Here is a 23632-nt window from a genome sequence, read left to right as displayed (position 1 = left end):
CACGGCGCTTTTAGCGCGGCGATCATTCAAAGCAGCTTCCTCCTATGAACTCTCTGAGCACCGAAAGATTGGGGACGTCGTCGGAGGGGATGACCGGAACGTACTGCAGCAGCGAGAGGAGGCGCGTCGCCTCGCCGAATACCGGGGAGTCCTCTCCGACCGTCATCAGCAGCGGCATGACGTAGCCCTTCAGCACCGACATTTCGTATGCGAGCGAGGTGTTGAAAAGTGTCTCGGCGTTCTCCTGGTAGGGGAAGATATGGCGGTGGGAGCCGCGCACGACGGAAGGCCACATCTTCAGAGTGGCTTCTGCCGAATGCCCGCGCCTCCGCGCGTCGCGCACCATCCTGCGGAGGAGGCGCGTGTCCGTCGTCCCGATGCGGTTGTGGAAGTCTATGTTCGTGCCGGTCAGAGGGCAGATAAATATCTTGTATTTCTTCTCGGGCGCGACGCGCTCGGTCAGCTTTTCGTTGAGGCCGTGTATGCCCTCTATCACGAGCAGCTCGCCGGGCGCGAGCTTCATCCTACTTCCCTTAGTCCTCCTGCCGGTGAGGAAGTCGAACCTCGGGACCTCTACCTCCCTGCCTTCGAGCAGCTCTGATATCTGTTCGTTTATCAATTCGAGATCGAGAGCTTCGAGAGCCTCGAAGTCGTATTTGCCGTCGCGCCCGACGGGCGTTTTGTCGCGGTTCACGAAATAGTTGTCGAGTTCGAGCGTCGCCGAGTTGATGCCGGAGGTCAGCAGCTGTACACGCAGGCGGCGCGAGGACGTAGTCTTGCCGGAGCTCGACGGCCCGGCGAGGCAGAGGAGCCTGACGTCGGGGCGCGCCTCTATTTGCGCCGCGATGTTCGTCAGCAGCTTTGTGTGCAGGGCCTCGCAGCTCATTATCAGGTCGCGCGAATGTCCGTCGACGACGTGTTTGTGTATCTCGGCGACTGTGCTTATGCGCATCTTCTGCAGCCAGTCGGTGTGGCTGTCGATGAGGCTGAAGAGGCGCGGCGATTCTATGAAGGCCATAGTGTGCGACGGGTCGGCGAGCGTAGGCCCCGATATGAATATCCCGCCCCTATAGCTGCGGAGCTCGAATGTAGGCGTGATGCCGGCGTTGTCGGCGAGAGTACCTCCGAAAAAGTCGTAGACGCCGCAGCATTTGTAGAGTATTACGGGGTCCTCCCCCGTGTAGAATATGAGGCGCTCCTTGTCGGCGTAGCGCTGTTTCAGCATTATCGCGCGCGCCTCGTCGGCGGAGAAGACTTCGCGCGTTATCGGCTCGCAGTCCTTTACCATGCGGCGCATCTCGGCCTCTATTTCGAGGCAGTCCTTCTGAGTGATCTCGCCCTCCGGCGATTCGTAGTAGTAGGAGTAGGAGATCGACTGTGTCAGATGCAGGCGGATTCCCTTTATGCGCGTCGCGGCGGCCGTAAGCATGAAGGCGACGGTGCGCGTGTAGACCTCTATGCCCTCGATGCTGTCGGTCGTTACTGGCTCGACGAAAGAATCCATAACGAGCTTCCACGAGAGAGGGCGCTGCAGGTGGTTGACGCGGCAGGCGACGGCATTTTTCATTTGCGGGTAGCCGGCGTTCGTGAAAAGTTCGCGCACCGCGGTCCCTTTTTCGCAAAGAAGCGGAGCTCTGTCCGCAAACTCTATCTTCACCATCAAATTAATTTCCCCCCATTTATGCAAAGTAGCGGGACGCAAATCTTCATTAAGCCATTTTAACATAAAAAGCGGTGGAATAGCTGTTTTTTAAGATAAATTATCTATGATCTTGATTTTTAGCGGCGTTTTCGTCGAAAGAAAGCTGTAAAAATAAGCTTCGGTGCTCCGCTTCCCGGCGGACGCCCGCGGCAAAAAAGAGGAGCCCGGCGCGCCGGGCTCCTACTCGATCTCTATTTTTTATTCTATCGTGACCTTCTCGATGACTACTTTCTTAAGCGGCCGGTCTCTTGAGTCCGTCGGGAGCTTGCCTATCGTCTCGACGACCTTCATGCCGTCCGCGACGCGGCCGAATATCGCGTGCTTGCCGTCGAGCCACGGAGTCGGGACGAGCGTGATGAAGAACTGCGAGCCGCCCGTGTCGGGGCCGGCGTTCGCCATCGAAAGAATCCCAGGCCTGTCGTGCTTCAGCCCCTTGCCGAATTCGTCGGGAATCGCGTAGCCCGGGCCGCCCGTGCCGTCGCCGATCGGGCAGCCGCCCTGAATCATAAACTGATCGATGATGCGGTGGAAGGTGAGCCCGTTGTAAAAGCCCTTCTTCGCGAGGTCGGCGAAGTTCTTTGCCGTCTTCGGTGCAAGGTCGTTGTAAAGCTCGATCTTGATCGTGCCGTAGTTCGTTTCGAAGGTCGCGATCTGACGTTTCGGCGCGGCTTCGGCCGCTTCGGCCCGCTGCGCCGCAAAGGGGAGCATTGCCGCCGCGGCCACCATCGCGCTGAGCGCTAAAATTTTCATCATGTGAATCCTCCATTTCAACTTGTTATTGCCTTGGCAATTTTACCACACTTTTATAAAAACTTTATTTTGACGCTGCACTCTTTAAGAAAGCCCGTCGGCAGATAGGACAATTTAGCCGAGCGGAGCCCCGCGTCGTTCATGTCCTCCTCGCGGTTGACGACCTTCAGCTCCGGGTGCTCTTCGACGATATGCGCGAGAAACTCTTTGTTTATCACCTGATAGGCCGCGCCGTATTCGAGGCTCGCCTTTTCGTAGTGGACTATCAGCATGTCGCCGGCGAGCTCGCCTATAGTGTAGGCCGCTATCTCCCCCTTTATCCTGATCACGCCGCCGCAGAGGTTCGGTATGCGGTGCCAGTTCTGAAGTATTTTCTGTATGCCGTGGTTTTCCTGCATCAGCCCCGCCGTAGTGCCGCAGCGGTTCACCTGGCACCAGGAGTACTGGAAGTCGGCTATCTCCGCGAGAATCTCGTCGGTGACTGCTTCGAAGGCGTAATCGTAATTTTTCTTGAACTGGTTGACGCGGTTGCGTTTTTTCATATATTTGTTGCCGGAGAGCGAAGCGAGGGCGCGAATGTCGTAAAGGTACTCCCAGGTGCCGCGGTCGTCTATGATTTCGACGTCGGCGACTCCTTCGAGCTCCATGCGCCATATATGGGCGAGCTTTTCGGGCACGAGGTAGAATTCTATTTCGCGGCCGTAGCGCGCGTTCAATATCTCCGGCCAGTCGCCGCGCTGCCACTCTCCGACCGGCGCCAGGTCGGTCAGAGAATTTTTGTCCTGATGGAACCAGTAAAGGTCGGTGCTTTCGTCGTAGGCGAGCTTCGTGCCGAAGTCGGGGCCGAGGCTCCATAAAATCGGAAAAGAGTAGTCCGACGTGCGCTGAGCACACATGTTCCAGTGGGCGACGTATCTTTCGGCATCGTCGAGCGTTATTTCCTGAAAGTTTAAATGCAAGCAGATGACCTCCGTAAAGTCTCATGTTTTTCGCTCAAACAAGAATATACTCTTTCGCTGAAATTTGCCATAGCAAAAAAAAATATTTCTGTTAGAATTGCAATATAAGCGCTTTTGCGCGCTTTTATGTACGTCTGTCAGGAAAGGCAAGAATAATAGATGAACGACAGGAAGGATGAAGAAATTAAATGCCCGGACGTCGTTCCCGAAGATCAGAAGGGGATGACGGAAGAGGAGCGCGAATGGAGCGTAAAGGCTCCGCCGAAGCCGCGCGTGCCGAGGTACGTCTTCACTGCGGCAGCGGTCGTGCTGGCAGTCGCCTTCGCAGGAGGAGGGCTCTGGTATTACAGGACGAACGTGATGCCGGAGAAATATAACCTGCGTGCCGAGGTGCTGATGAAGGACGGCAATTACGCGCAGGCCGAGGAGCTTTACGAAAAGATAATCAAAATACGCCCCGAGCGCAGGGACGTGCTCTTCAACATCGCCGCCTGCAGGGAGGGGATGGGAGACGCGGATGGGGCGACAGCGTTTTACGAAGAGCATCTGAAGACGGCGAAGAACGACGCGCGCGCCATGACGCGCCTCGGCTGGCTCTATATGAAAAAGGGCGACTACGTCAAGGCGCTGCACTGGTTCCAGGAGGCCGTGCGCCGCGACAAAAAAAACGAAGAGCTGTGGCGTATGACGGCCGACGCGGCGCGAGGCGCGGAAGACGCGGAGGCGGCCGGCGACGCTCTGATGCAGCTTTCGAAGCTCTGTAAAAAGGACAACGAAAAGGTGCTGGCCTACGCCAGGGAGCTGCTGGCGCTGAAGGATTACCGCCGCGCGCTGGAGGTATTCGACGCCGCGGCCAAGGGGGCTGGGGCGGGCGACGCCCGCGCGCTGCACGGAGCCGCCGCGGCGAAGGCGATGCTCGGGCTGCCGACCGAGGAAAAATTCGTCATCAGGCCCGGCGAGTCTCTCGGCCTCATAAAGCTCGGAGCCGGCAAGGAGGAGGTCAAGGAAGCTATGGGAGGGGCGCCGCCTGATGAGAAAAGCTTCGGCGTCGTCGGCGGCAAGTCGATGATGGCGGAGCAGCCGGTCGAGATATGGCTCTACAACAAAGGCGACCCGCGGCGCGAGATCAGGCTGATATTAATCGCGAACAGCGTCAACGAGATAGAGACGGCGTCGCCTGCCTATAAGACCGAAGAAGGGCTCGGCATCTCCAACTTCCTGCTGCCGAAGAACAAAGATAAGATAAAATGGCGCAGGAGCGCCGAGAACGGGACGCTGCTCTGCCTCGCTAGGGGCGGGGGACTGACCTTCTACGCCTCCGGGCTGAACGAAGAAGGCACGGAGGCGGAGCGCAAGCTGCTGCGCGTCCATAAGGGCGAGACCGGCATAGACAACCTGAACGACTTACCGCTGCTGCGCCTCGTCAACTGAAAAATTCCCGCCGCTGTGCTATACTCTTGCGTTATGAAGGAGAGCACGGGCGCTGATGGCGCTCTCAAAGTATTAAAAAAAGTATTCGGCTACAGTTCTTTCAGAAAGGGACAAAAAGAGATCATCGAGGCCCTCTGCGGCGGCCGCGACGCGCTTTGCATAATGCCGACCGGCGCGGGAAAGTCCCTCTGTTATCAGATCCCCGCTGTAATGTCCGACGGGCTCACCGTCGTTATCTCACCGCTTATTTCGTTGATGAAAGATCAGGTAGACGCGCTTTTGCAGAACGGCATAGGAGCTGCGTCGATAAACAGCTCCCTGGAGCGGGAGGAGCTCTCCTCCGCCTTTTCGCACGCGCGCAGAAAAATGATCAAGCTGCTCTACATCGCGCCGGAACGCCTCGACGCCGGAAGCTTCGGCGATTTCCTGCGCGACGTCGACGTGCGCCTTGTCGTCGTCGACGAGGCGCACTGCGTCTCGCACTGGGGGCACGACTTCCGCCCATCCTATCTCGGCATAGCGCCGACCGTGGCGTCGCTTCCGAAGCGGCCGACCGTCGCCGCCTTCACCGCTACCGCGACGCCGGAGGTGCGCGACGATATAGTCGCGCAGCTCGCGCTGCGAGAGCCCTTCACGCTTACGACGGGCTTCGACCGCGCGAATCTATTTTTTCACGTCGAACATCCGAGCGACAAAAACGCCGCGCTGCTGAGATACATAAAGCAGTTCAAAGGAGCATCGGGCATAGTCTACGCTTCGACGAGGAAAAACGTCGAGGCTATCTGCGAAGCGCTGCGTGCCCGCGGAATAAGCGCTGTGCGCTATCACGCGGGGCTCTCCGATGACGAGCGTGCGCGGAATCAGGAGGCCTTCATCTACGACCGGGCCGACGTGATGGTCGCAACGAACGCTTTCGGTATGGGGATAGACAAATCCAACGTGCGCTACGTCGCCCATTACAACATGCCGCAGAATATAGACGCCTACTATCAGGAGGCGGGACGCGCCGGGCGCGACGGGCTGCCGGCCGACTGCGCGCTCTTTTACGGCGCACGTGATGTAGCGACCGCGCGATGGTTCATCGAGCGGGCGCCCGGGGAGACGAGGGAGGCGGCGCGGCGCAAACTGCGCGCGATGATGGACTACTGCCACACGGGCGGCTGTCTGCGCGCGTTCATGCTCAAATATTTCGGAGAAGGCGGCGTCCCTGAAAAGTGCGGCTCGTGCGGCAGCTGCACCGGCGACGCCGAGCTGGCCGAGATAACGACCGATGCACAAAAGATAATCTCCTGCGTCTACAGGATGGCGCAGGCCACAGGAGGGAAAAAGTTCGGCGCTTCGATGCTGGTCGACGTGCTGCGCGGCTCGCGGCGCGCGGAAATAATGCGGCTCGGCTTCGAAAGAATCTCGACGTGGGGGATACTCAAAGACGCGAGCGCGCACGACGTGCGCGAAATGATAGATTTTCTCATCGCGTCGAATTACCTTTCCGCGGGCGACGGGGATTTTCCCGTCATCTCTTTCACCGAAGAGACGGCGCCCTTTCTGCGCTCGCCCGGGCGTCTCTTCATGCGCAAGTTCGACGAGCGCGCCGAAAGCGCGGGAAAAATAAAAAAGAGCGCTACACGCCCCCTTTCGGCGCACGACGATCTCTTCGAACTGCTGCGCGAGCTCCGCCGCGCTATAGCGAAAGAGGAAGGCGTGCCGCCCTACGTCGTTTTCACCGACAAGACGCTCGCCGCAATATGCGAAACGCTGCCCGCGGACGAGGAGGAGTTCCTGGAAGTTCCCGGCGTGGGAGCCGCGAAGCTCGCGCGCTACGGCAGAGCCTTCCTCGACGCGGTTGCGGGATGGAAGAGGCCTTTGAGATAGCGCTCCCCGAGGCTCCGTCCTTTCGTTCTTCTTTAAAGCGCGCCAGCGCACGCATTACTTTTTGATATTTTTCAGCTTTTCAAGCAGCTTTGCGGCGGCCGGCGTTTTGCCGAGGCCGCCGAAGGTGCAGCGGAGCTCCGACGGCAGCTTTTGCCCGGCGTCGTAGAGCGCCGCGATCGTTTCGTCGAGCGGTATCACCCTGTCGAAGCCGGCGAGGGCCATGTTCGCGCAAGAAAGCGCGTTCGCGCCTCCCATGACGTTTTTGCCTAGGCAGGGGACCTCGACGCGCCCGGCGATGAAATCGCAGGCCAACCCCGTTACGTTCTGAAGCGCCATTGACGCCGCGTCCATGCACTGTTCGACGCTGCCGCCCATCAGCTGTACGAGCCCGGCGGCCGCCATGCCGGAGCCGGCTCCGCATTCGACCTGGCAGCCGGCGATTTCCGCGGCGAAGGTCGCGCTTTCGGCGATATACAGCCCGACGAGCCCTGCGGCGAGCATCGCCTTGGTCGCCTCGTCCGCCGATTTGCCGAGCGCGTGCGCCGCACCCAGCAGAGTGCCAGGTAGACAGCCGCAAGAGCCGGCGGTAGGCGCCGCGACTATTACGCCCATCGCACTTTTAGTCTCCATTATCGCCGTTATCGACTCGATCACCGCGTTGAGCAGGTCGCACGGCAGCAGCGCGCCGCGCCTCTCCGCCTCCGCTATCATGTGCGCCTGCGGGCCGAGTATCCTGTCGGCGTATTCGGTGCCGGCTATTCCGTTTTTCAGCGCGCGCTCCATCACTTCGACTATGCCGCTCATCGTTTCGAATACTTCTTCCTTCGAAGTGCCGCCGCGCGCCGCTTCGTACTCGGCCGCGAGCTCCCACATGCGCAGGCTTTTCCCTTCGTTGTACTTGAGCGTTTCTTCCGCCGTGGCGAAGGGCACGGAACAGCCGGAGCGCGAGAGCGTCGGCAGCACCGGCGCGATTTTTACGAAATCGGTTCGCCCGAAGCTTTCGGCGGCGCCCCTCAAAGTTTTTTCGTCCGGCTCCTTGGAAAATTTCAGCGAAAGCAGGGCGCCTCCCGCCTTTTCTTCCACCCGCGAAAAATCCGGCGCCGGTAGGGCCCCGCAGCAGAATTTTTTCATTCGCTCCGCGCCCGCCGCATCGGGAAATTTTATCAGCACTTCGTAAAAGTCGCCGACTATCGAGACGGGGAAGGAGTCGAAATCCTGCATTTCTATCATGCCGCCGCCGGAGGATACGCCGTTCCATTTGTGATGCTCGCCTCCGCGCCACCACAGCTCTATCCTGTAATTGTTGGGATGAGAGGCGCCGTAGTCGAAGACGCGGTACTCCACGCCGACTCCGGCCTTTTCGGCGAGCCGTCGGTAGTCGTCCACGCCCTCTTCGGTCAGCTTTTTGCCGAGCAGCCCGCATATGAAGCCCATATCGGTGCCGTGCCCCTCGTGCGTTGCCGCGATAGAGCCGTTGACGTCGAAGTCGCAGAATGCACGCAGCGGCTCGTTCGCGACGGACTGACGGACGATCTCGCCTATCCTCGCCGAGGCCGCCGTGTGCGAGCTCGAAGGGCCGCGCATCACCGGCCCTATAACGTCGTTGAAAATGCTTGCAGGCATCTTCCGCATATTATCCGCCTCCGCCATATTTATTCTCCCGGCCGGGCAGCGCTGCGATTTGGCCGCCTTTTTCAGTAAATTATTTCCCGCGCGCCCTCGGCTATATGATAACACGCCGTTCGTCTGCCTGGTACGGATTTCTTATTTAATGCGGGCATACAGGCGCGCTGCAAATGTCCCAGGCAAAACATGGCGCGGCGGAGGAGCCCGCAGTCCTCATTCCACGTACTTCTTGAACTCTCCGTATCCCTCTTTGTCCATCTCCTCATAGGGGATGAAGCGCAGCGCGGCGCTGTTGATGCAGTAGCGCACGCCGTTCGGCGACTCGCGGTCGCCGGTGAAGACGTGTCCGAGGTGCGAATCCCCCGCGCGGCTGCGTACCTCGGTGCGGCGCATTCCGTAGGAGGCGTCCTCTTTGTAGACCAGCGCGCCGTCGTCGAGTCCCTTCGTAAAGGCCGGCCAGCCGCATGAGCTGCCGTATTTGTCCTTAGAGGAGAAGAGCGGTTCGCCGGTGACGACGTCGACGTAGATGCCGCGCTCTTGGTTGTCGTAATACTCGTTGTCGAAAGGCGGCTCGGTGCCGTTCTTCTGCGTGACCGCGTACTGCCGCTCCGTCAGCCTCTTTTTCAATTCGTCGTCCGCCGGCTTCCGATAGGGGGCTGCGTCGATTTTTATCCCCCGCGCCTCCTCCATCTCCTCGCGGGAGATGTGGCAGTAGCCGTTCGGGTGCTTCGTCAGATAGTTTTGATGATATTCCTCCGCCTCGTGGAATATCCGCAGCGGCTCGACAAGCACATAGAAGCCGCCTGCCGCGCGCCGCCTCTCGATTTCGGCGACGCGCCTGACGACGGCCTCCGCCGCGGCGTCCGTGTAAAAGACGCCCGTCTGATACTGAGCGCCGACGTCGTTTCCCTGACGGTCGCGCACGCTTGGGTCGACTACCTTGAAGAAGGCGAAGAGCAGAGTCTCAAGTGAGACCTTCGAAGGATCGTAGACGACGCGCACCGTCTCCTTATAGCCGGTGCCGCCGGCGCAGAGCTGCTCGTAGCTCACGCGCTCTTTAGTCCTGCCGTTGGCGTAGCCTGAAACGGCGTCGAGCACCCCCGGGATGCCCTCCATGTATTTCTCCATCCCCCAGAAACAGCCGCCGGCGAGGTAAATGATCGCCTCGCCATCTTTTTTGACATATGTCGGGTCGTTAACCATTGTCTCTCTCTCCTTCTTTGCCCTGGCTTCTCCGTTGTCGTCCGCCGCAGTCGCGGCGCGCAGCATAAAGTCCGCCGCGCAGGCCATAAATATCAGCGAGAATGTCAGCAATATCGTTTTTTTCATAGCATCACTTCCAAACCAAAATAATTATAGTTTACTATTTTCATTGTAACACTAATCGTTACAGTAAGAAAGCGTAAAAGCAGAAGAAAAATTATTTTTACGCTGCGGGAAATCCCAAAACGCTCCTCGCCCGGCCCGGCGCGAAGGGAGGCCGGGAAGCTTTCTGCGGCGCGCAGTCGGCGGGCTCGCGCAACCGCGTGTGAATTTTTTATTTTACCCCTTGACTCTGTGATTATTATAGGGTTTACGATAGAATAAATCGAACGAAGGGCGCGGGATCTCTATGGAAAAGAATCTAACGACGGGCGGCGTATTCAAAAATATCGTATACTTCTCACTGCCTTATCTGCTTTCTTACTTTCTTCAGACTCTTTACGGCATGGCGGACCTCTTTATAATAGGCCAGTTCAACGGCGTAGAGAGCACGACCGCCGTTTCTGTCGGAAGTCAGGTCATGCATATGCTGACGGTGATGATCGTAGGGTTGGCTATGGGTTCTACGGTGATGATAGGGCGCTCGATCGGCGCCGGCGATAAAAGACGGGCGTCGGCCGAGGTCGGCAACACCGTCACGATGTTCATGGCGCTCTCGCTCGTTATCACGGCGTTTCTGCTCGTCTGTGTGAAGCCTATCGTCTCCCTGATGTCGACGCCGCTCGACGCCGCGCCGGGCACCGCCTCGTACCTCACGATCTGCTTCATCGGCGTTCCCTTCATAACGGCTTACAACGTCATCAGCTCGGTGTTTCGCGCGACCGGCGATTCAAAGAGCCCGATGTACTTCGTCGCGGTCGCCTGCGCGGCGAATATCGCCTTCGACTATCTCTTCATCGGGGGGCTCGGCCTCGGCGCGGCCGGCGCGGCTCTCGGCACGACGCTGGCGCAGACGCTGAGCGTGATCGTTTCGCTCGCCTTCGTCAGGAGGATGAAGACGGGGCTGCACGTTTCGCCGAAGGAGCTCAGGCCGCAGAAAAAAATCCTTCGGAAGATATTGCGGCTCGGCGTCCCGGTCGCGCTGCAGGACGGCTTTATACAGATAGCGTTCATAGTGATCACGGTGATAGCGAACAGGCGAGGGTTGAACGACGCGGCCGCCGTCGGCATAGTTGAAAAGATGATCTGCCTCCTCTTCCTCGTGCCGTCGTCGATGCTCTCGACAGTCTCGGTCGTTTCGTCGCAGAATTTCGGCGCCGGCAAGCCCGAACGCGCGCGGCTCGCCCTTTGGTACGCCATTTTGATCGACGTCTCGTTTGGCGCGGCGGCCGCAATTATAATGCAATTTCTCGCGGAGCCGGCGGTCGCGCTCTTCTCCGATAGCGCGGCGGTCGTGCGGCTCGGCGGGCAGTACCTGCGCGGCTACGTATGGGACTGCCTCCTTGCCGGGGTCCACTTCTGCTTCAGCGGCTACTTCTGCGCGTGCGGGCTTCCGGGCGTTTCCTTCCTGCACAACATGCTTTCGATCGTCTGCGCGCGCATACCCCTCGCCTACCTCGCGTCGAAATATTTTCCAGACACGCTCTTCCCGATGGGGCTGGCGGCTCCGGCCGGCTCTCTGCTTTCAATAGCTATATGCGCGGCGGCGCTCGTCATAGTAAGCGGACGCCCGGAAAAACCGCAGGCTCCCTCCGAAGGCGGGGAGTGATTGCGCCGACGCCCGCTGAAATAAAAGAGCGTCTCGGATAAGCCCGTCGCCCCTCGACACTGGTCCCCGGTTTTGTCCTTTAGAGCGCCGCGTCGGTATAATAATTTTATTCCAATCAGCGGCTTTTCAGGACTTCTATGTTGTGTTTGTACTCCGGCACGGCTTCCCAGACGGCGTCGCCGAGCCGGCAGGGGAAGTCGGGGCAGAAGCCGCAGTGCGGGATTTTGTTTGCGAGCGCGCATTCGCGTATCGCGCACTCGAGGCAGCTCACGCTCTTCGCGCCGGGCGCGAGGCAGCCGCTGCAGCGCAGCCGCGATGGGAGTATGAATGAGCCGTGCCCTTCGCTCTCCTGCGCGGCTGCTATTTTCGCGAGCGCCTCGGCGTCGCGGCGAACTGTCGCGCGGCGCGCTTCGCAGGCGCCGCAGTCGGCGCCGCAGCAGCCGGTGTTAGCCATTTATTCCGTTTCCATTTCAGGCTCTGCGGCGCTTACGACGCCGCTTTTTTTCACAGTGCAGCCGATCTGCGTAAGCTCGGACGCGAGAGCGGCGAGCCCCTCCTCTACGCTGCGCCATTCGTTTTCGAAAGCGCAGTCGACGATGAATAGGGCTTCCTTAGTCTCCTCGTCGACCGAAGCGTCGCGTGTGTCGCGGTAGTTCCAGAGCCAGCAGCAGATTTTTTCACCGTCCGCGTAGACGATCTGTTTCGCCCCGCATTCGACGATGCTGTCGCCGGCGCCGAGCGGATAAAATTTTTCTCCTTCCTTCGCGTAGCGCAGCGTCATATCGCCGCGCAGCTTCGACATGTCGTGTGCCCCCATTGGAAGCAGGTTCAGCGCCGATACGCAGTCGTAGCAGTCGACGACGTCCGAGACGCTCCACAGGTCGCCTTTGAATATCCTGCGCAGCAGCGCTTCGATCGAGGAACGGTATTTGCTCGGCTTAACGCCCATCTTCGAAAACGTCTCGCGCCAGCGGCGGATGTCGGGGTGCTGCGCGACCGTGTCGGCGGAGAGCCCTATCTCCTCCAGACGCCTTTTAAGATTTTTTTTCATCTCGGCAACGCGCGGCGAGCCCTTTCCGTTCGTTATCACGGCGCGGAGCCAGCCTATCTTAGCTTCGGGAAAGTTTTCAAATATATCTTTGTCAATGGAAATTTTCAATTTTGTCTCCTCCAATTCTTCTGCATACGCTGCGCGAGAGAAGCCCCGACGCCCAGCCGGCGGCGGTGCCGGCCGCGAAGAGCGGCAGGATGTAGAAGGCGATTCTCGCGTCTCCTACTATATATGATACTACGGCGACCTGTCCGGCGTTGAAGGTCCACGCGCCGGCGACGCTTATCCACGGCAGCGAGAATTCCGCGCCGAATTTTTTATAAAGCAGAGCCATCGCCGCGACAGCCGGCACGGCGCCGCAGATGCTGCACGCGAAGGAGAAGAGGTTCCCGCTCGCCAGCCACGCCAGCGTGACGCGCAGCACGGTGACGCAGAAGGCTTCCTTCGTGCCGAGCAGCACGAGAGCGCAGAGAGCCACCGCGTTAGCGAGTCCGAGCTTGGCTCCGGGCAGCGGCATAGGCAGCGCGCTCTCCGCCATGTTGACCGCGAAGGCGCAGGCCGTAAAGAGCCCCGTCAAAACGATTCTTCGTGTTTTGTTCAAGCTTTCATCGCCTTCGAAGCCTCCGCGCTCTACCAGCTCACGCTGTCGACCTTGCCCCTGCCCGCTCCCTTGATCCGCACGACTACGCGGTGCGGCAGGCAGACCGCGCCGCTTCCTTCTTTCGTTATGCGTCCCATCCTCATGCACGCGCCGTCCGGACAGTCCGCGGAGATTATCGCCGCGCCGCCGCGGTCAATCCTTATTATATTGAAGCCCTCGGGCGTCTCTATCAGCAACTCGCGCGGCCTATTCAGCGGGACGACGTACTCCCTTTTGCCGTTGACGAGTATCTCGGCCGTCTTGCTACCCTCCGCGCTTTTGCCGCCGCTCTGCTGAAGCAGCGCCCCCGCGATCATCATAATAGAGCCGGCGGCGGTGACGGCGGCCATGATTTTGTCTCCGCGCCTCATTTCTTCCCTTTCCCGATGCTCTCGAGGGAGAATGATTTGTCGGTCGGCGTGAAGAGCCCGCGCGCCGCGTCCGTTATCAATATCCTATTTTCGCCGTCCAGCAGGAATATAGCGGCGATCTCTTTGTGCTTTTCAAGATATTTTTCCGCGCGCGCGTGCCCCATCACGAAGAAGGCGGTGCAGAGCGCGTCGGCCTTCGTCGAATCTCTGTCCGCCACAGTGACGGACGAAAATTCTGATTTTGCCGGATACCCCGTCTCCGGATCGAAGATGTGGTGGTAACGGACGCCCTCCTTTTCAAAAAATCTTTCGTAGGGGCCAGAGGTTACGACCGAGCCGTCCGACGTCTCTACGACGCCGAAATATTCGCCGCGGGCTTTGCCCGGGTCTTGAATCCCCAGCCGCCACGCTTTTCCGTCCGGCTTTGCGCCGACCAGCGCAAGGTTGCCGCCGAGATCGATAAGCGCGCTCTTTACGCCGTCTTCGCATAGCTTTTTCGCCAAAATGTCCGCTGCTCGTCCCTTAGCTATAGCGCCTAAGTCGATGCGTGCGCCCTTTGAGAGCTTTATGAAGCGCGCGCCGTCTTCTTCTTTTAGGGAAATATTTCTATACCCGCAGCGCGGCAGCGCCGCGCGGATTTCCTCCGCGCCCGGCACGCGCGCCTCTTCCGTGCCTATCTTCCAGAGGCCCGTTATCCTACCTATCGCTGGGTCGAAAGCTCCGTTCGTTTCTTCGGCGATTTCCAGCGCGCGCCGCAGGAGCTCGTATGTCTCGGGGGAGACCCTGACCCATTCGCCGCCGGCGCGGCGCACCTCCGAATCCGCGGCGTTCGCCGAAAAGAGCGCCTCAAGGCGCGCGATCTCGGCGTCGGCCCGCTCGAGCTCGCCTTCGAGAAATTTTTTATCTTTGCCGAAGAGGCGAAGCCGCACTATCGTGCCCAGGCGAAAGTATTCGCCGTCGGCCTCTTCCGTCTTGCCGCCGAAGGATATGCGCCCGCGGGCTGTGACGATCACTAAAGCTATGAACAAGAGCACGGCGAAGGCTATAAGAAGTTTCTTCATAAGCCTGCGAAGGGCGTCGGAAGCAGGAAGGGATCAGCGCCCCTCCGGCTGCCTTTCGCCCTCATCTTCTCCCTCTTCCCCGACGTATTTGATCTTTGCTTCGAGTATGCGGTGGTTCTGCACATTGAGCGCTTTTATCTCCCACGGGCCGTATTTTACGACCTGCCCGCTCGACGGGAAGTTGCCGGTGATCTCAAGAATCATGCCGGCTAGCGTGTCCACGTCCTCGAATATCGTGTCGAACGGATAATTCAGCGCTTCGGCCAGGTCCTCAAGGTTCACCTGTCCCTGCACGACGTAGGCGTCCCTGCCCTCCTTTATTATTTCCGGCGTCTCCTTGTCGTACTCGTCCTGGATATCGCCCACTATCTCTTCGATCAGGTCTTCAAGCGTGACGATTCCCGCCGTCCCGCCGTATTCGTCTACGACTATCGCCAAGTGCTTGCGAGATTTTTTCATGATGTCGAGGGCCTCGTCCGTTTTCATCGTCTCAGGGACGTAAAGGGGCTTCCTCATGATCTTTCCTATCGTGATGTCCCTGTCTCCGTGTGCGAGGGGCGCGAGGAGGTCCTTCGCGTAGAGGATGCCCGTGATGTTGTCGAGGTCCTCTTTGTAGACCGGGATGCGCGAGTGCCCGCTTTCGAGGAATATCTTCACCGCTTCCTCCGTCCCGTCGCCCTCTTCTATCGCGAACATGTCCGTACGCGGCGCCATTACTTCGGAGACGCGCGTGTCTTCGAAGGCGATGACGCCGTGAATCATCTTGCGCTCGCCCTCCTCGAGGCCGCCTGTCGCGCCGCTCTCTCTGACGATGTGGTCTATCTCCTCGCGCGAAATGAGGGAGCTGTAGGATATGAGGTCCATCCCGACTACCTTGCCTATGGCCTTCAAAATCGTCTGAAGCAGGAAGGTAACGGGAGTGAGCAGGAAGTTGAGCGCGCGCAGAAAGGGCAGGCAGATGAGCAGCACGCCCTCCCTCTTGGCGATCGCGATGTTTTTGGGAAGGATTTCGCAGAAGATGACGATCAGCACCGTCATCACCGCGACGGCAAAGAACGGCCCCGCGGCGCCGAACAGGGATATCGCGACGGAGGTCGCCGCGGCGGAAGCGCCGATGTTTACAAGGTTGTTTCCGATGAGGGTAACGTTTATCGCTTTGGCGATGTTGTCCGCGAGCCACAGGAAGCCGTTCCTGCTCTGCGGGTAGTCGTCGGCCATCGCCAGAAGCTTTCCTTTGCCTGCCGCCGTGATGGATGTCTCCGTCATCGAAAAATACATCGAAAACACCATAAGCACCGCGAGCAGGATAATACTGCCGGCTATGTCGGAACTCAAAAAATATCATCCCCCTGACGCACGCGTCCCGTCGTGCTATATAGGTTAGCATATCATATTATACTTGAGTTAGCATCAGCCGCGGCGCCGATTGATGTAAAAACCGTACTCATGACGGAGCAATAGACCAAAAACCGAACGGGATGCCGCAAAACCACAACGGCCCCGTTCGCTAAAAAATTGGCGTACGCCGGGCTTTTCCTCGCTTCACCATTAAATTAGGAAATATTGCCAGCAGGAAAGAAAACAGCATGATTATCACATAAATGGCAGCACCGGCATTGAGTTGAGATGAAGCCTATGCTCCTGTCAACAAGCCTCGTCACCAGGAAAATATTAGAGCCTACCGGCGTGGTTATATTGCCCATCTGCACGAGAAAAGGATAATAAAGATTCTAAACCATTGCGTAGGGCACTCTTCGGCTTGGGGCGATGGAGAGCCGCCTTCTCCACCAAAGGAGCAGTGGATGCCTACGGGGCCGCGAATCGGCGCCGAAGGTTGCCTTATAGACCTTACACCGTGACAGAGGGATTAGCAGCTGCGAAAAGCCGTCCTCGTTCCGGCCGGGCTGTGGCAAAAATTGCTAAAAACAGGGAAGCTAAGAGGCGTCTGCGACAAACCTCCGTCACGTATAACCTTAAGTCACTTTGGTATTCCATGTTACGTACAGTGTCATCTTTCTTGCTTTCGGTAGCGCCGGCTGACTTAGAGGCAGGTTGGCGGCAAGGAAAATAACGTTTATGGCTCCCTCCTGCCTTTATAGAGGAAGGAGCCGCCGGAGAGAGTAGTTAGTTATTTCTTCTATTGGCTCATTTTATTCTCCTGACTACCATCGCCACAGCTTGCCCGCCGCCGATACAGGCGCTGGCCATGCCTACTTCTTTGTCCTGATGAATGAGGCTGTATATCAGCGTCGTCAATATCTTCGCACCGCTGGCCCCGATGGGATGTCCCAGCGAAATGGCTCCTCCGTGTATGTTGAGCCGCTCCATCTCAAATGGTATTTTGCGATGACAGGCTATCACCTGGGCCGCGAAAGCTTCGTTGAGTTCGATCAGCTCCATCTCTTTTATGCTCATTCCGGCCCTGTCAAGCGCCTTTTGCATCGCATCCACGGGAGCGATCGGGAAATGCTGCGGGTCTGTCGCCGTCACGGCGTAGCTCATTATTTCGGCCATCGGTTTGAGGCCGTTCGCCTTTGCCCATCCGGCTCCGGCGACGAACACCGCGCTTCCGGCGTCGCAAAGTGCTGAGCTTGAACCAGCCGTTATCGTACCTCCATCCTTTTTAAATATTGTCGGCAATTTAGCCAAAGCCTCCAGCGAAATGTCCCTGCGCGGTATTTCGTCCGTATCCAGGGTCAATTCGCCTTTTTTCTTATCCTTCAGGATAACAGGTACAATTTCATCTTTAAACAATCTCTGCTCTATGGCCGCCGCCGCCTTTTTATGGCTGTAATATGAAAATTCGTCCTGCTCTTCGCGCGTAATGGAAAACTCTGGTATAACGTAATCCTCTGTTATCTCTCCCATGAGCGCGCCTGCCAGCGGGCACTGAAAACCGTCGGCGTGCAATGCGTCAAGCGCCTCCTGTTTACCCATTCGGAACCCCCAGCGGGCGTTTGGCAGGAGGTAGGGGGTGTTGGTGGCGCTCTCCATGCCGCCGGCAAGAATCGCCTTCGCGTCGCCGAGGCGTATCCTGTCGGCGGCCAGCATTACGGTGCGCAGCCCCGAACCGCAGCGAATATTGACGGTAAAGGCGGGAACATTTACGGGGATCCCGGCCTTATACATTGCGTTACGCGCCGGATTGGCTCCCACTCCGGCCTGCCAACCGTTGCCCAGAATGACCTCTTCCACCGATTCAAGCGGCGCGCTGGAGCGAAGAACGGCTTCCTTGAGCGCGGCCGCTCCCAGATCCGTAGCGGAAAAGTTTTTGAACTGTCCTCCGAATTTCCCTCCAGCCGTACGGCATGCGCTTAAAATCACAGCCTTTTCCATTTATACGACCTCCAATCCCCGATAAACGCCAAGTTCTTCCGCTACCTCATAGTCAGCTTCCGTATTCTCCCTTATCTGTTCCGGCGTAACCTCAGGAGCTATCTCTATCAGTGTTACCTTTCCGTCCTTTATCGTAAAGACGGCGAATTCCGTAACAATCATGTCCACAACGCCTACCGCCGTCAGCGGCAATGTGCATTTTTTTAATATTTTAGGAGCGCCTTTCTTTGTGACGTGGGTCATCGCCACATAGACCCGCCGGGCTCCGACGACAAGATCCATCGCCCCTCCCATTCCCGGCACGCTTTTGCCGGGAATCCACCAGTTCGCGAGGTCGCCCCTCTGGTCTACTTCCAGCGTCCCCAGTACGGTGGCATCGACATGCCCTCCCCTGATAAGTCCAAAGCTGATATCGCTTGAGAAGAAGCTCCCTCCTGGCAGCAGGCTGATAAAGCGCCCCCCGGCCCCGATACATTTGTAATTCGGAACGGCCGGCGGCGGTCCGATTCCGATGGCTCCGTTTTCAGCTTGAAATATTATGTGCTTTCCCTCCGGAATATAATCAGCTACAAGAGTTGGGATCCCGATGCCGAGGTTGACCACCTCTCCCTCCTCGAATTCCATAGCTATTCTCTTTGCTATGCGCTCTCTGACAAGCTTTTCATCAAGTTCTGGAAGCATAGACAGAATCTCCTTTCAGTACCAGCATGTCCACAAGGATGCCTTGTGTCGCTATATTGTTGGGATCCAGTTCACCGACATTCACAACTTCATCCACTTCGGCGATCACGATCTTTGCCGCAGTTGCCATCGTTGGATTGAAGTTCTTGTTCGTCCCAGTATAAGTAAGGTTCCCCATACGATCGGCTCGGAAAGCTCTTATTAAGGCAACGTCGGCCGTGAGCGGCAGCTCGAGAATATATTTTTTCCCGCCTACCTCAAGCACCTTTTTCCCATCTTCGACCACAGTGCCGACGCCGGTAGGAGTGAGAAATCCTCCAAGCCCTGCTCCGCCTGCTCTGATCTTCTCGACATAAGTCCCCTGGGGGAAGAGCTCAAGCTCCATCTTTCCCTCGTGGAAGAGGCGTCCTGTCGTCTTGTTGAGCCCCACATGGGATGCGATCACCTTTTTGCAGCGCCCGCCGGCCACAAGTTTTCCCTGTCCGCAGAATTCGTAGATTGTATCGTTGGATATCAGCGTCAGTTGATCCGTCCCTTGGTCGTAAAGTGCGTCCGTAAGCGTGTAGGGGATACCGCCATAGTTGAAGCCGCCGACCATAACGGAGTCTCCTCTCTTTACACATTTCACGGCCTCCTGTGCGGAGAGCACAGGCTTAATGATTTTTTTAGGCATTACGAGATTCCTCCTTTTCTTGCAAGGTCCTTTTTCTTAAGATTGATCCGCTGCGTCGTATAGATTGCCGCGATTATCGCGACGCCGATCAGATTGCTCATCAGGGTCGGATATATTATCAGAAATGGAACGCAGAACAGAAATAGCCGCTCGACGATATTGAGGTCGTTGACCAGATATCCCTGTACCCCGGCCGACAGCCCCAGAATGCCGATCAGCGCCGTAACGCAGCCGATCAGTACATGCGGCGCGTCTCCCTGTAAGAGCAGATAGGGATTATAGACGAACATGAAAGGGACCAGGAAGCCGGCGGCTGCTGTGATGAGCGCCGTGAATCCGGTCTTGATGGGGTTGGATTTGGCAATGCCGGAAGCCGCGTAGGTGGCCAGCGCCACAGGCGGCGTGACGTCTGCCAATACTCCGAAGTATAGACAGAAAAGATGCGCCGACATCATCGGGACCCCCATCTGTGCGAGCGCCGGGGCAGCCAAGGTCGAGGTGATGATATACTGTGCCGTTGTAGGGACCCCCATTCCCAGTATGATCGAGCCTATCATCGTCAAAATGAGCGCAAGCGGAAGGATCCCGTATGAAAGACTGAGAACAAACGAAGAGAATGCCAGACCCACTCCTGTTATGGCGATGACCCCGATGACGATGCCGGAGCAGGCGCAGGCGGCCGCCACCTCTATTGCTCCCGTACCGCCGGAGATCAGCGCCGCGACGATCTTCTTGGGAGTCATGCGGTGCTCCTTATCTCCGAGCCACGAGAAAACTATTATCGCGATGATCGACCAGAAGACGGCCATAGTCGGTGAATAGCCTGTCGCGAGAAATACTATCAGCGCCACTATCGGCAGCAGCAGATGCGCGCCTTTACGCAGGACGGTGCTCACCTTGGGTAAGTTGTCTTTATCGAGACGTGCCATACGTTTTTTCCCAGCCCGGAAATGGACCATTGCCATTATGGAAATGAAGTAAAGGGTTGCCGGTATCGCCGCTGCGACGACGATCTCCCAATACGATACGCCGAGGAATTGCGCCATGACGAAGGCCGCCGCCCCCATGACCGGGGGCATTACCTGTCCTCCCGTTGATGCACAGGCGACGATGGCCCCGGCGAATTCAGATTTATATCCTGCCTGTTTCATAAGAGGGATGGTAAATGCACCGGTGGTGACGGCGTTTCCGCATGAGCTCCCAGATACGGTGCCCATCAGGCCGCTTGCGACAACGGCGGCTTTACCGGGCCCCCCTTGACTCCTTCCGGCGACCGCGACGGCAAGGTCTATAAAGAACTGCCCGGCTCCTGACGAGCTGAGGAACGCTCCAAAGAGAATAAACAGGAATATGAATGAGGCGGATACTCCGAGAGGAACACCGAAAATACCGTCCGTCCTCAGATAAAGAAACGGCGCCAATTCATCTAGATTGAATCCCCCGTGTGCCAGAATGCCCGGCATATAAGGACCAAATATGCCATAGAGTATAGCGACGATGGCCATTATAGGCAGCGGCCATCCCATCGAGCGACGTGTGCCTTCAATGACAAGGAAAACCATTATTATGCCTATATAGATATCTGAGGGTATCGCCGCCCCTTCGCGCAGAGCTATTGCCTCGTAATTGTAGAGAATGTTGGCGCATCCGATGACGAGCGCGCCTGCCAGTATCCAGTCAAGCCACTCTATTCTAGTCTTTGAGCCGCGTTTCTGCGACATTGGATAGCATAGGAACAGGAGTGAACCCATGAACATCCAGTGCCACGATCGCTGTGTCATTGCGTCGAAAAGTCCGAAAGCCGCCGTATAAAGGTGGAATATGGAAGCGATTATTGCAATCCCGGCAACCAAATAGTACTGGTATCCGGACAGCATCCTTTTTTTGCTCTCTTCCGGGTCAAAGACGATGACTCTTTCGGTCTCTGTGCGAGGAGTGCTTTTTTTGCCTGAGTCGTCAGTCATAAATCAAACCTCCTAAATCAGTGTCGGCTGTAAATAAGATAAATCCGGCGATACCAATGTTTTTCAAGAGCTTTGCATGATTTCAGCTTTATTAGATGGGACATGGGAAGATATTGACATCCCTATGCCCCATCTGCTGATGATTATTTCGTTTCTACGCTTACGCCCTTTTCCTTGAAGTATTTGGCCGCTCCCTTGTGGAACGGGATGATGCCGACTCCAGACTTTTGCGGAGTAAAATCTACTGCCTGCGGTGTCACCTTCATGATATCCTCTTTTTTCTCGATGAATATCTTCACCATATCATATGCCGCCTTCTCCGGCAGCCTCTCGTTCACGACGAGGAAATTACCGTCGGCGATTGTCTTGACATCCAGATCTTGCTTTGAATATGAGCCTTTGGTTATCGTATAGGGCATGAGGAACGGGTGCTTCTTCGTGACCTTCGCGATCACGTCATCGGGGAGGGGTATGAGCACCACGTCGCGGACGGCCGCGATCTCCATGACCGCGGAGCCGGGGACCGCGAAGTTGAAGAAGACGGCGTCGATATTCCCGTCTTTAAGCGCAGTTACCGCTTCCGGCTGCGAAAGCTGCTGTTTGCGAAGGTCCTTGTCAGGGTCCATTCCCGCCGCTTCGAGTATCATCAGGGAGAGAAGCTGATCCCCCCCGCCCTGTGCGCCGAGCGAGACCCTTTTTCCTTTAATGTCCTCAAATTTCTTGATCCCCGTTCTGGTCGTCGTTACCAGGTGCTGCGGCGCGGCATACATATGCATCAGCGTCAAAAGCGGCAGCTTGCCGTCGTCTTTGAATGCCTCTGTCCCCGTGTATGCCTGATAGAGCGTCGACCCCATCGTCATCCCTATCTGGGCTTTGTTGGATGCTACCAGACGGCAGTTCTCCTTTGATGCCGCCGTCGAGCGCGACGTCGCCTTGATATCGACGTTTCCTTTCGTGAGCAGCTCGGCCATCACCCCGCCCAGCGGATAATAGGTACCTCCGACCCCGCCGGAGCCGATCGTCACAAATGTCGTAGCAAACGCCGCCGAAGCAAATAGCGCTGAAATAACTATGCTTATTAGAATTCTGCTACTCTTCATGCTGTAATCCCCTTTCTGGATTAAAAATTACCTGCGTGTCTTTAAAGAGATATGGTCACGGTACTTACTTAGCGATAGCGTTTTCCGCTTTTTCGATGCCGGCTTTCAGTTTTTCTAATAGCTCTTTCACCTGGGGTTCGGTGATTACCAGCGGTGGTCCTATCATAAAGTTGTCTCCGCCGGTTCCGGTTATCTGTCCGCTGCTGGGATAGATGATAAGTCCCTCTTCAATACAGGCCCTGGTCACGACGTTCGCGGCGGCGAGTTTTTTCTCGAAAGGTTCCTTCGAAGCTTTGTCTTTTACCACCTCAAATCCCCACATCAGCCCCTTACCGCGGACCTCGCCGATAATGGCGCTCCCTTCGCCGATCTTTTTCAGTCCTGCTCCCAGCAGCTCTCCCATCTTCGCGGCATTCTCCACGACTTTATGCTCCTTCATATATCTAAATACGGCGGCTACGGCGGCAGCGCTCATTGGGTTGCCGTTATAGGTGTGCCCGTGCATGAAAGCTCCGCTGCCGTTTTTGATCGCCTCTATTAGATGGTTCCTGGCGATGATACCGCCAGTTGGCATGTAGCCGGCGGCCATGCCTTTAGCGGTGGCGATTATATCCGGTACGACGTTCCAATGGTCCACACAGAAATTCTTGCCGGTACGACCACAACCGGTCATCACTTCATCCGCTATGAGAAGGATGTCATACCTGTCGCAAATTTCGCGAAGCATAGGCCAATATTCGTCAGGAGGAACGACGGCTCCCGCCGTGGAGCCGACGATCGGTTCCGCAATGAACGAGGATATGTACTGCGGCCCGATTATTTGGATCATTTCTTCAAGGGCGTGGGCACAGAGCAATCCGCATTGCGGATACCGCTTACAGAAATGGCAGCGGTAGCAATAGGTGGAGGGGATCTTGGGGGATTCTTTAAACAACGGTAAAAACATTCTTCGGCGCGCCATCGAACCGGCTACGGCCATAGTACCGATAGTGCTGCCATGATAGGAGTTCCACCGGCCTATAGTGACATGCTTACCGCTGCCTTCGCCGTCACGTTCAACATAATATTGCCGCGCCAGTTTTAAGGCTGTTTCAACGGCTTCGCTGCCGCCGCTGACAAACCAGACGTTGTCAAGGTCGCCGGGAGCGGTCTCGGCCACCGCTGCCGCCGCTTCCTCGGCGATATCGGTGCGCCAGCGCGAAGGATGTGCGAATTCCAGCTTAGCGAATTGTTTTTCCACCGCGGCAATTATGTCCTTATTGCGATGTCCAAGGTTTGATATGAGAGCTCCGCTACAGCCGTCCAAATATTTCTTGCCGGCTTTGTCGTAGATGTAAAGCCCGTCGCCGTAGTCGGCTTCTAAATAGTTGGTTTTAAAACTGCGCGGAAACAAATATTGATGCATATGATTATCCCCCTCTTTTATGATTATTGAAGGATATAC

At 57.1% G+C, this 23632-nt stretch carries 20 protein-coding genes; 3 read left to right on the top strand and 17 right to left on the bottom strand.

What is annotated here, in order from left to right; translation table 11 throughout:
* Positions 1-22: 22 nt before the first annotated feature.
* The 3 genes from EH55_RS04975 to EH55_RS04965 form a co-directional block, all read right to left on the bottom strand.
* A complete protein-coding gene (locus tag EH55_RS04975) occupies positions 23-1660 on the bottom strand; it encodes a nucleoside kinase (RefSeq protein WP_070110085.1) in 1638 nt (545 codons plus the stop codon).
* A 240-nt stretch (positions 1661-1900) separates the two neighbouring features.
* The gene (locus EH55_RS04970) at positions 1901-2452 is read right to left on the bottom strand and encodes a peptidylprolyl isomerase (RefSeq protein WP_037975435.1); all 552 of its coding nucleotides are present in this window, start codon (positions 2450-2452) and stop codon (positions 1901-1903) included.
* 53 nt (positions 2453-2505) lie between these two features.
* The gene (locus EH55_RS04965) at positions 2506-3411 is read right to left on the bottom strand and encodes a DUF2156 domain-containing protein (protein WP_037975343.1); all 906 of its coding nucleotides are present in this window, start codon (positions 3409-3411) and stop codon (positions 2506-2508) included.
* Positions 3412-3570: 159 nt separating this feature from the next.
* Here EH55_RS04965 and EH55_RS04960 point away from each other — a divergent pair, with 159 nt between their 5' ends.
* Together EH55_RS04960 and recQ are read left to right on the top strand one after the other, a co-directional pair.
* The gene (locus EH55_RS04960; protein ID WP_037975341.1) at positions 3571-4842 is read left to right on the top strand and encodes a tetratricopeptide repeat protein; all 1272 of its coding nucleotides are present in this window, start codon (positions 3571-3573) and stop codon (positions 4840-4842) included.
* A 33-nt stretch (positions 4843-4875) separates the two neighbouring features.
* A complete protein-coding gene (gene recQ / locus EH55_RS04955; protein ID WP_037975340.1) occupies positions 4876-6714 on the top strand; it encodes a DNA helicase RecQ in 1839 nt (612 codons plus the stop codon).
* Between the two features lie 54 nt (positions 6715-6768).
* Here the strand turns inward: recQ and EH55_RS04950 are convergent, their stop codons facing one another.
* Entirely contained in the window at positions 6769-8346 is a 1578-nt protein-coding gene (locus tag EH55_RS04950; RefSeq protein WP_037975433.1) for an L-serine ammonia-lyase, iron-sulfur-dependent, subunit alpha, read from the bottom strand.
* A gap of 207 nt (positions 8347-8553) precedes the next feature.
* Positions 8554-9669 carry a peptide-methionine (R)-S-oxide reductase MsrB gene (gene msrB / locus EH55_RS04945; RefSeq protein ID WP_037975339.1) on the bottom strand — a complete coding sequence of 372 codons (1116 nt, stop codon included), beginning with the start codon at positions 9667-9669 and terminating at the stop codon, positions 8554-8556.
* A gap of 283 nt (positions 9670-9952) precedes the next feature.
* Here msrB and EH55_RS04940 point away from each other — a divergent pair, with 283 nt between their 5' ends.
* Positions 9953-11311, top strand: a complete 1359-nt coding sequence (locus EH55_RS04940) for an MATE family efflux transporter (RefSeq protein WP_037975338.1) — start codon at positions 9953-9955, stop codon at positions 11309-11311.
* Between the two features lie 115 nt (positions 11312-11426).
* Here the strand turns inward: EH55_RS04940 and EH55_RS13400 are convergent, their stop codons facing one another.
* The 12 genes from EH55_RS13400 to EH55_RS04880 all read right to left on the bottom strand — a co-directional run bounded on the left by EH55_RS13400 (position 11427) and on the right by EH55_RS04880 (position 23593).
* Positions 11427-11765 (bottom strand): DUF3795 domain-containing protein, encoded by a 339-nt coding sequence (locus EH55_RS13400; protein ID WP_051682657.1) that lies wholly within the window; start codon positions 11763-11765, stop codon positions 11427-11429.
* Entirely contained in the window at positions 11766-12470 is a 705-nt protein-coding gene (locus EH55_RS04930) for a B3/B4 domain-containing protein (RefSeq protein WP_037975337.1), read from the bottom strand. It lies immediately after the preceding gene.
* A complete protein-coding gene (locus EH55_RS04925) occupies positions 12454-12963 on the bottom strand; it encodes a Gx transporter family protein (RefSeq protein WP_141730501.1) in 510 nt (169 codons plus the stop codon). The genes EH55_RS04930 and EH55_RS04925 overlap by 17 nt, the downstream gene beginning before the upstream one ends.
* A gap of 29 nt (positions 12964-12992) precedes the next feature.
* Complete coding sequence (locus EH55_RS04920) at positions 12993-13373, bottom strand: NusG domain II-containing protein (RefSeq protein WP_037975332.1); 381 nt, start codon at positions 13371-13373, stop codon at positions 12993-12995.
* A complete protein-coding gene (locus EH55_RS04915; protein ID WP_037975330.1) occupies positions 13370-14434 on the bottom strand; it encodes an FAD:protein FMN transferase in 1065 nt (354 codons plus the stop codon). The genes EH55_RS04920 and EH55_RS04915 overlap by 4 nt, the downstream gene beginning before the upstream one ends.
* A 33-nt stretch (positions 14435-14467) precedes the next feature.
* Positions 14468-15769, bottom strand: coding sequence for a hemolysin family protein (locus tag EH55_RS04910; protein ID WP_037975329.1), 1302 nt, complete (start codon positions 15767-15769; stop codon positions 14468-14470).
* Between the two features lie 810 nt (positions 15770-16579).
* Positions 16580-17770 carry a thiolase family protein gene (locus EH55_RS04905; protein WP_037975328.1) on the bottom strand — a complete coding sequence of 397 codons (1191 nt, stop codon included), beginning with the start codon at positions 17768-17770 and terminating at the stop codon, positions 16580-16582.
* A complete protein-coding gene (locus EH55_RS04900) occupies positions 17771-18451 on the bottom strand; it encodes a 3-oxoacid CoA-transferase subunit B (protein WP_037975326.1) in 681 nt (226 codons plus the stop codon). It lies immediately after the preceding gene.
* On the bottom strand, positions 18435-19124 hold the full coding sequence (locus EH55_RS04895) for a CoA transferase subunit A (protein ID WP_081839443.1): 690 nt from the start codon (positions 19122-19124) through the stop codon (positions 18435-18437). The genes EH55_RS04900 and EH55_RS04895 overlap by 17 nt, the downstream gene beginning before the upstream one ends.
* Positions 19124-21088, bottom strand: a complete 1965-nt coding sequence (locus EH55_RS04890; protein WP_037975325.1) for a TRAP transporter permease — start codon at positions 21086-21088, stop codon at positions 19124-19126. Before EH55_RS04890 ends, EH55_RS04895 begins: the two co-directional genes overlap by 1 nt.
* 143 nt (positions 21089-21231) lie before the next feature.
* The gene (locus EH55_RS04885; RefSeq protein ID WP_037975323.1) at positions 21232-22188 is read right to left on the bottom strand and encodes a TAXI family TRAP transporter solute-binding subunit; all 957 of its coding nucleotides are present in this window, start codon (positions 22186-22188) and stop codon (positions 21232-21234) included.
* 64 nt (positions 22189-22252) lie between these two features.
* Positions 22253-23593, bottom strand: coding sequence for an aminotransferase class III-fold pyridoxal phosphate-dependent enzyme (locus EH55_RS04880; protein ID WP_037975320.1), 1341 nt, complete (start codon positions 23591-23593; stop codon positions 22253-22255).
* Positions 23594-23632 lie beyond the last annotated feature (39 nt).

The organism is Synergistes jonesii (assembly GCF_000712295.1).
GTDB classification, from domain to species: domain Bacteria; phylum Synergistota; class Synergistia; order Synergistales; family Synergistaceae; genus Synergistes; species Synergistes jonesii.
This window is presented reverse-complemented; position numbering and strand designations above follow the sequence as displayed.

What these genes read in the sequence shown, in the direction of transcription:
- EH55_RS04940 (WP_037975338.1), top strand. Translation starts at nt 9,953, where the DNA reads ATGGAAAAGAATCTAACGACGGGCGGCGTATTCAAAAATATCGTATAC.
- recQ (WP_037975340.1), top strand. Translation starts at nt 4,876, where the DNA reads ATGAAGGAGAGCACGGGCGCTGATGGCGCTCTCAAAGTATTAAAAAAA.
- msrB (WP_037975339.1), bottom strand. Translation starts at nt 9,669, where the DNA reads ATGAAAAAAACGATATTGCTGACATTCTCGCTGATATTTATGGCCTGC.
- EH55_RS04895 (WP_081839443.1), bottom strand. Translation starts at nt 19,124, where the DNA reads ATGCCTAAAAAAATCATTAAGCCTGTGCTCTCCGCACAGGAGGCCGTG.
- EH55_RS04970 (WP_037975435.1), bottom strand. Translation starts at nt 2,452, where the DNA reads ATGAAAATTTTAGCGCTCAGCGCGATGGTGGCCGCGGCGGCAATGCTC.
- EH55_RS04880 (WP_037975320.1), bottom strand. Translation starts at nt 23,593, where the DNA reads ATGCATCAATATTTGTTTCCGCGCAGTTTTAAAACCAACTATTTAGAA.
- EH55_RS04885 (WP_037975323.1), bottom strand. Translation starts at nt 22,188, where the DNA reads ATGAAGAGTAGCAGAATTCTAATAAGCATAGTTATTTCAGCGCTATTT.
- EH55_RS04905 (WP_037975328.1), bottom strand. Translation starts at nt 17,770, where the DNA reads ATGGAAAAGGCTGTGATTTTAAGCGCATGCCGTACGGCTGGAGGGAAA.
- EH55_RS04975 (WP_070110085.1), bottom strand. Translation starts at nt 1,660, where the DNA reads ATGGTGAAGATAGAGTTTGCGGACAGAGCTCCGCTTCTTTGCGAAAAA.
- EH55_RS04900 (WP_037975326.1), bottom strand. Translation starts at nt 18,451, where the DNA reads ATGCTTCCAGAACTTGATGAAAAGCTTGTCAGAGAGCGCATAGCAAAG.
- EH55_RS04915 (WP_037975330.1), bottom strand. Translation starts at nt 14,434, where the DNA reads ATGAAGAAACTTCTTATAGCCTTCGCCGTGCTCTTGTTCATAGCTTTA.
- EH55_RS04960 (WP_037975341.1), top strand. Translation starts at nt 3,571, where the DNA reads ATGAACGACAGGAAGGATGAAGAAATTAAATGCCCGGACGTCGTTCCC.
- EH55_RS04890 (WP_037975325.1), bottom strand. Translation starts at nt 21,088, where the DNA reads ATGACTGACGACTCAGGCAAAAAAAGCACTCCTCGCACAGAGACCGAA.
- EH55_RS13400 (WP_051682657.1), bottom strand. Translation starts at nt 11,765, where the DNA reads ATGGCTAACACCGGCTGCTGCGGCGCCGACTGCGGCGCCTGCGAAGCG.
- EH55_RS04920 (WP_037975332.1), bottom strand. Translation starts at nt 13,373, where the DNA reads ATGAGGCGCGGAGACAAAATCATGGCCGCCGTCACCGCCGCCGGCTCT.
- EH55_RS04950 (WP_037975433.1), bottom strand. Translation starts at nt 8,346, where the DNA reads ATGCGGAAGATGCCTGCAAGCATTTTCAACGACGTTATAGGGCCGGTG.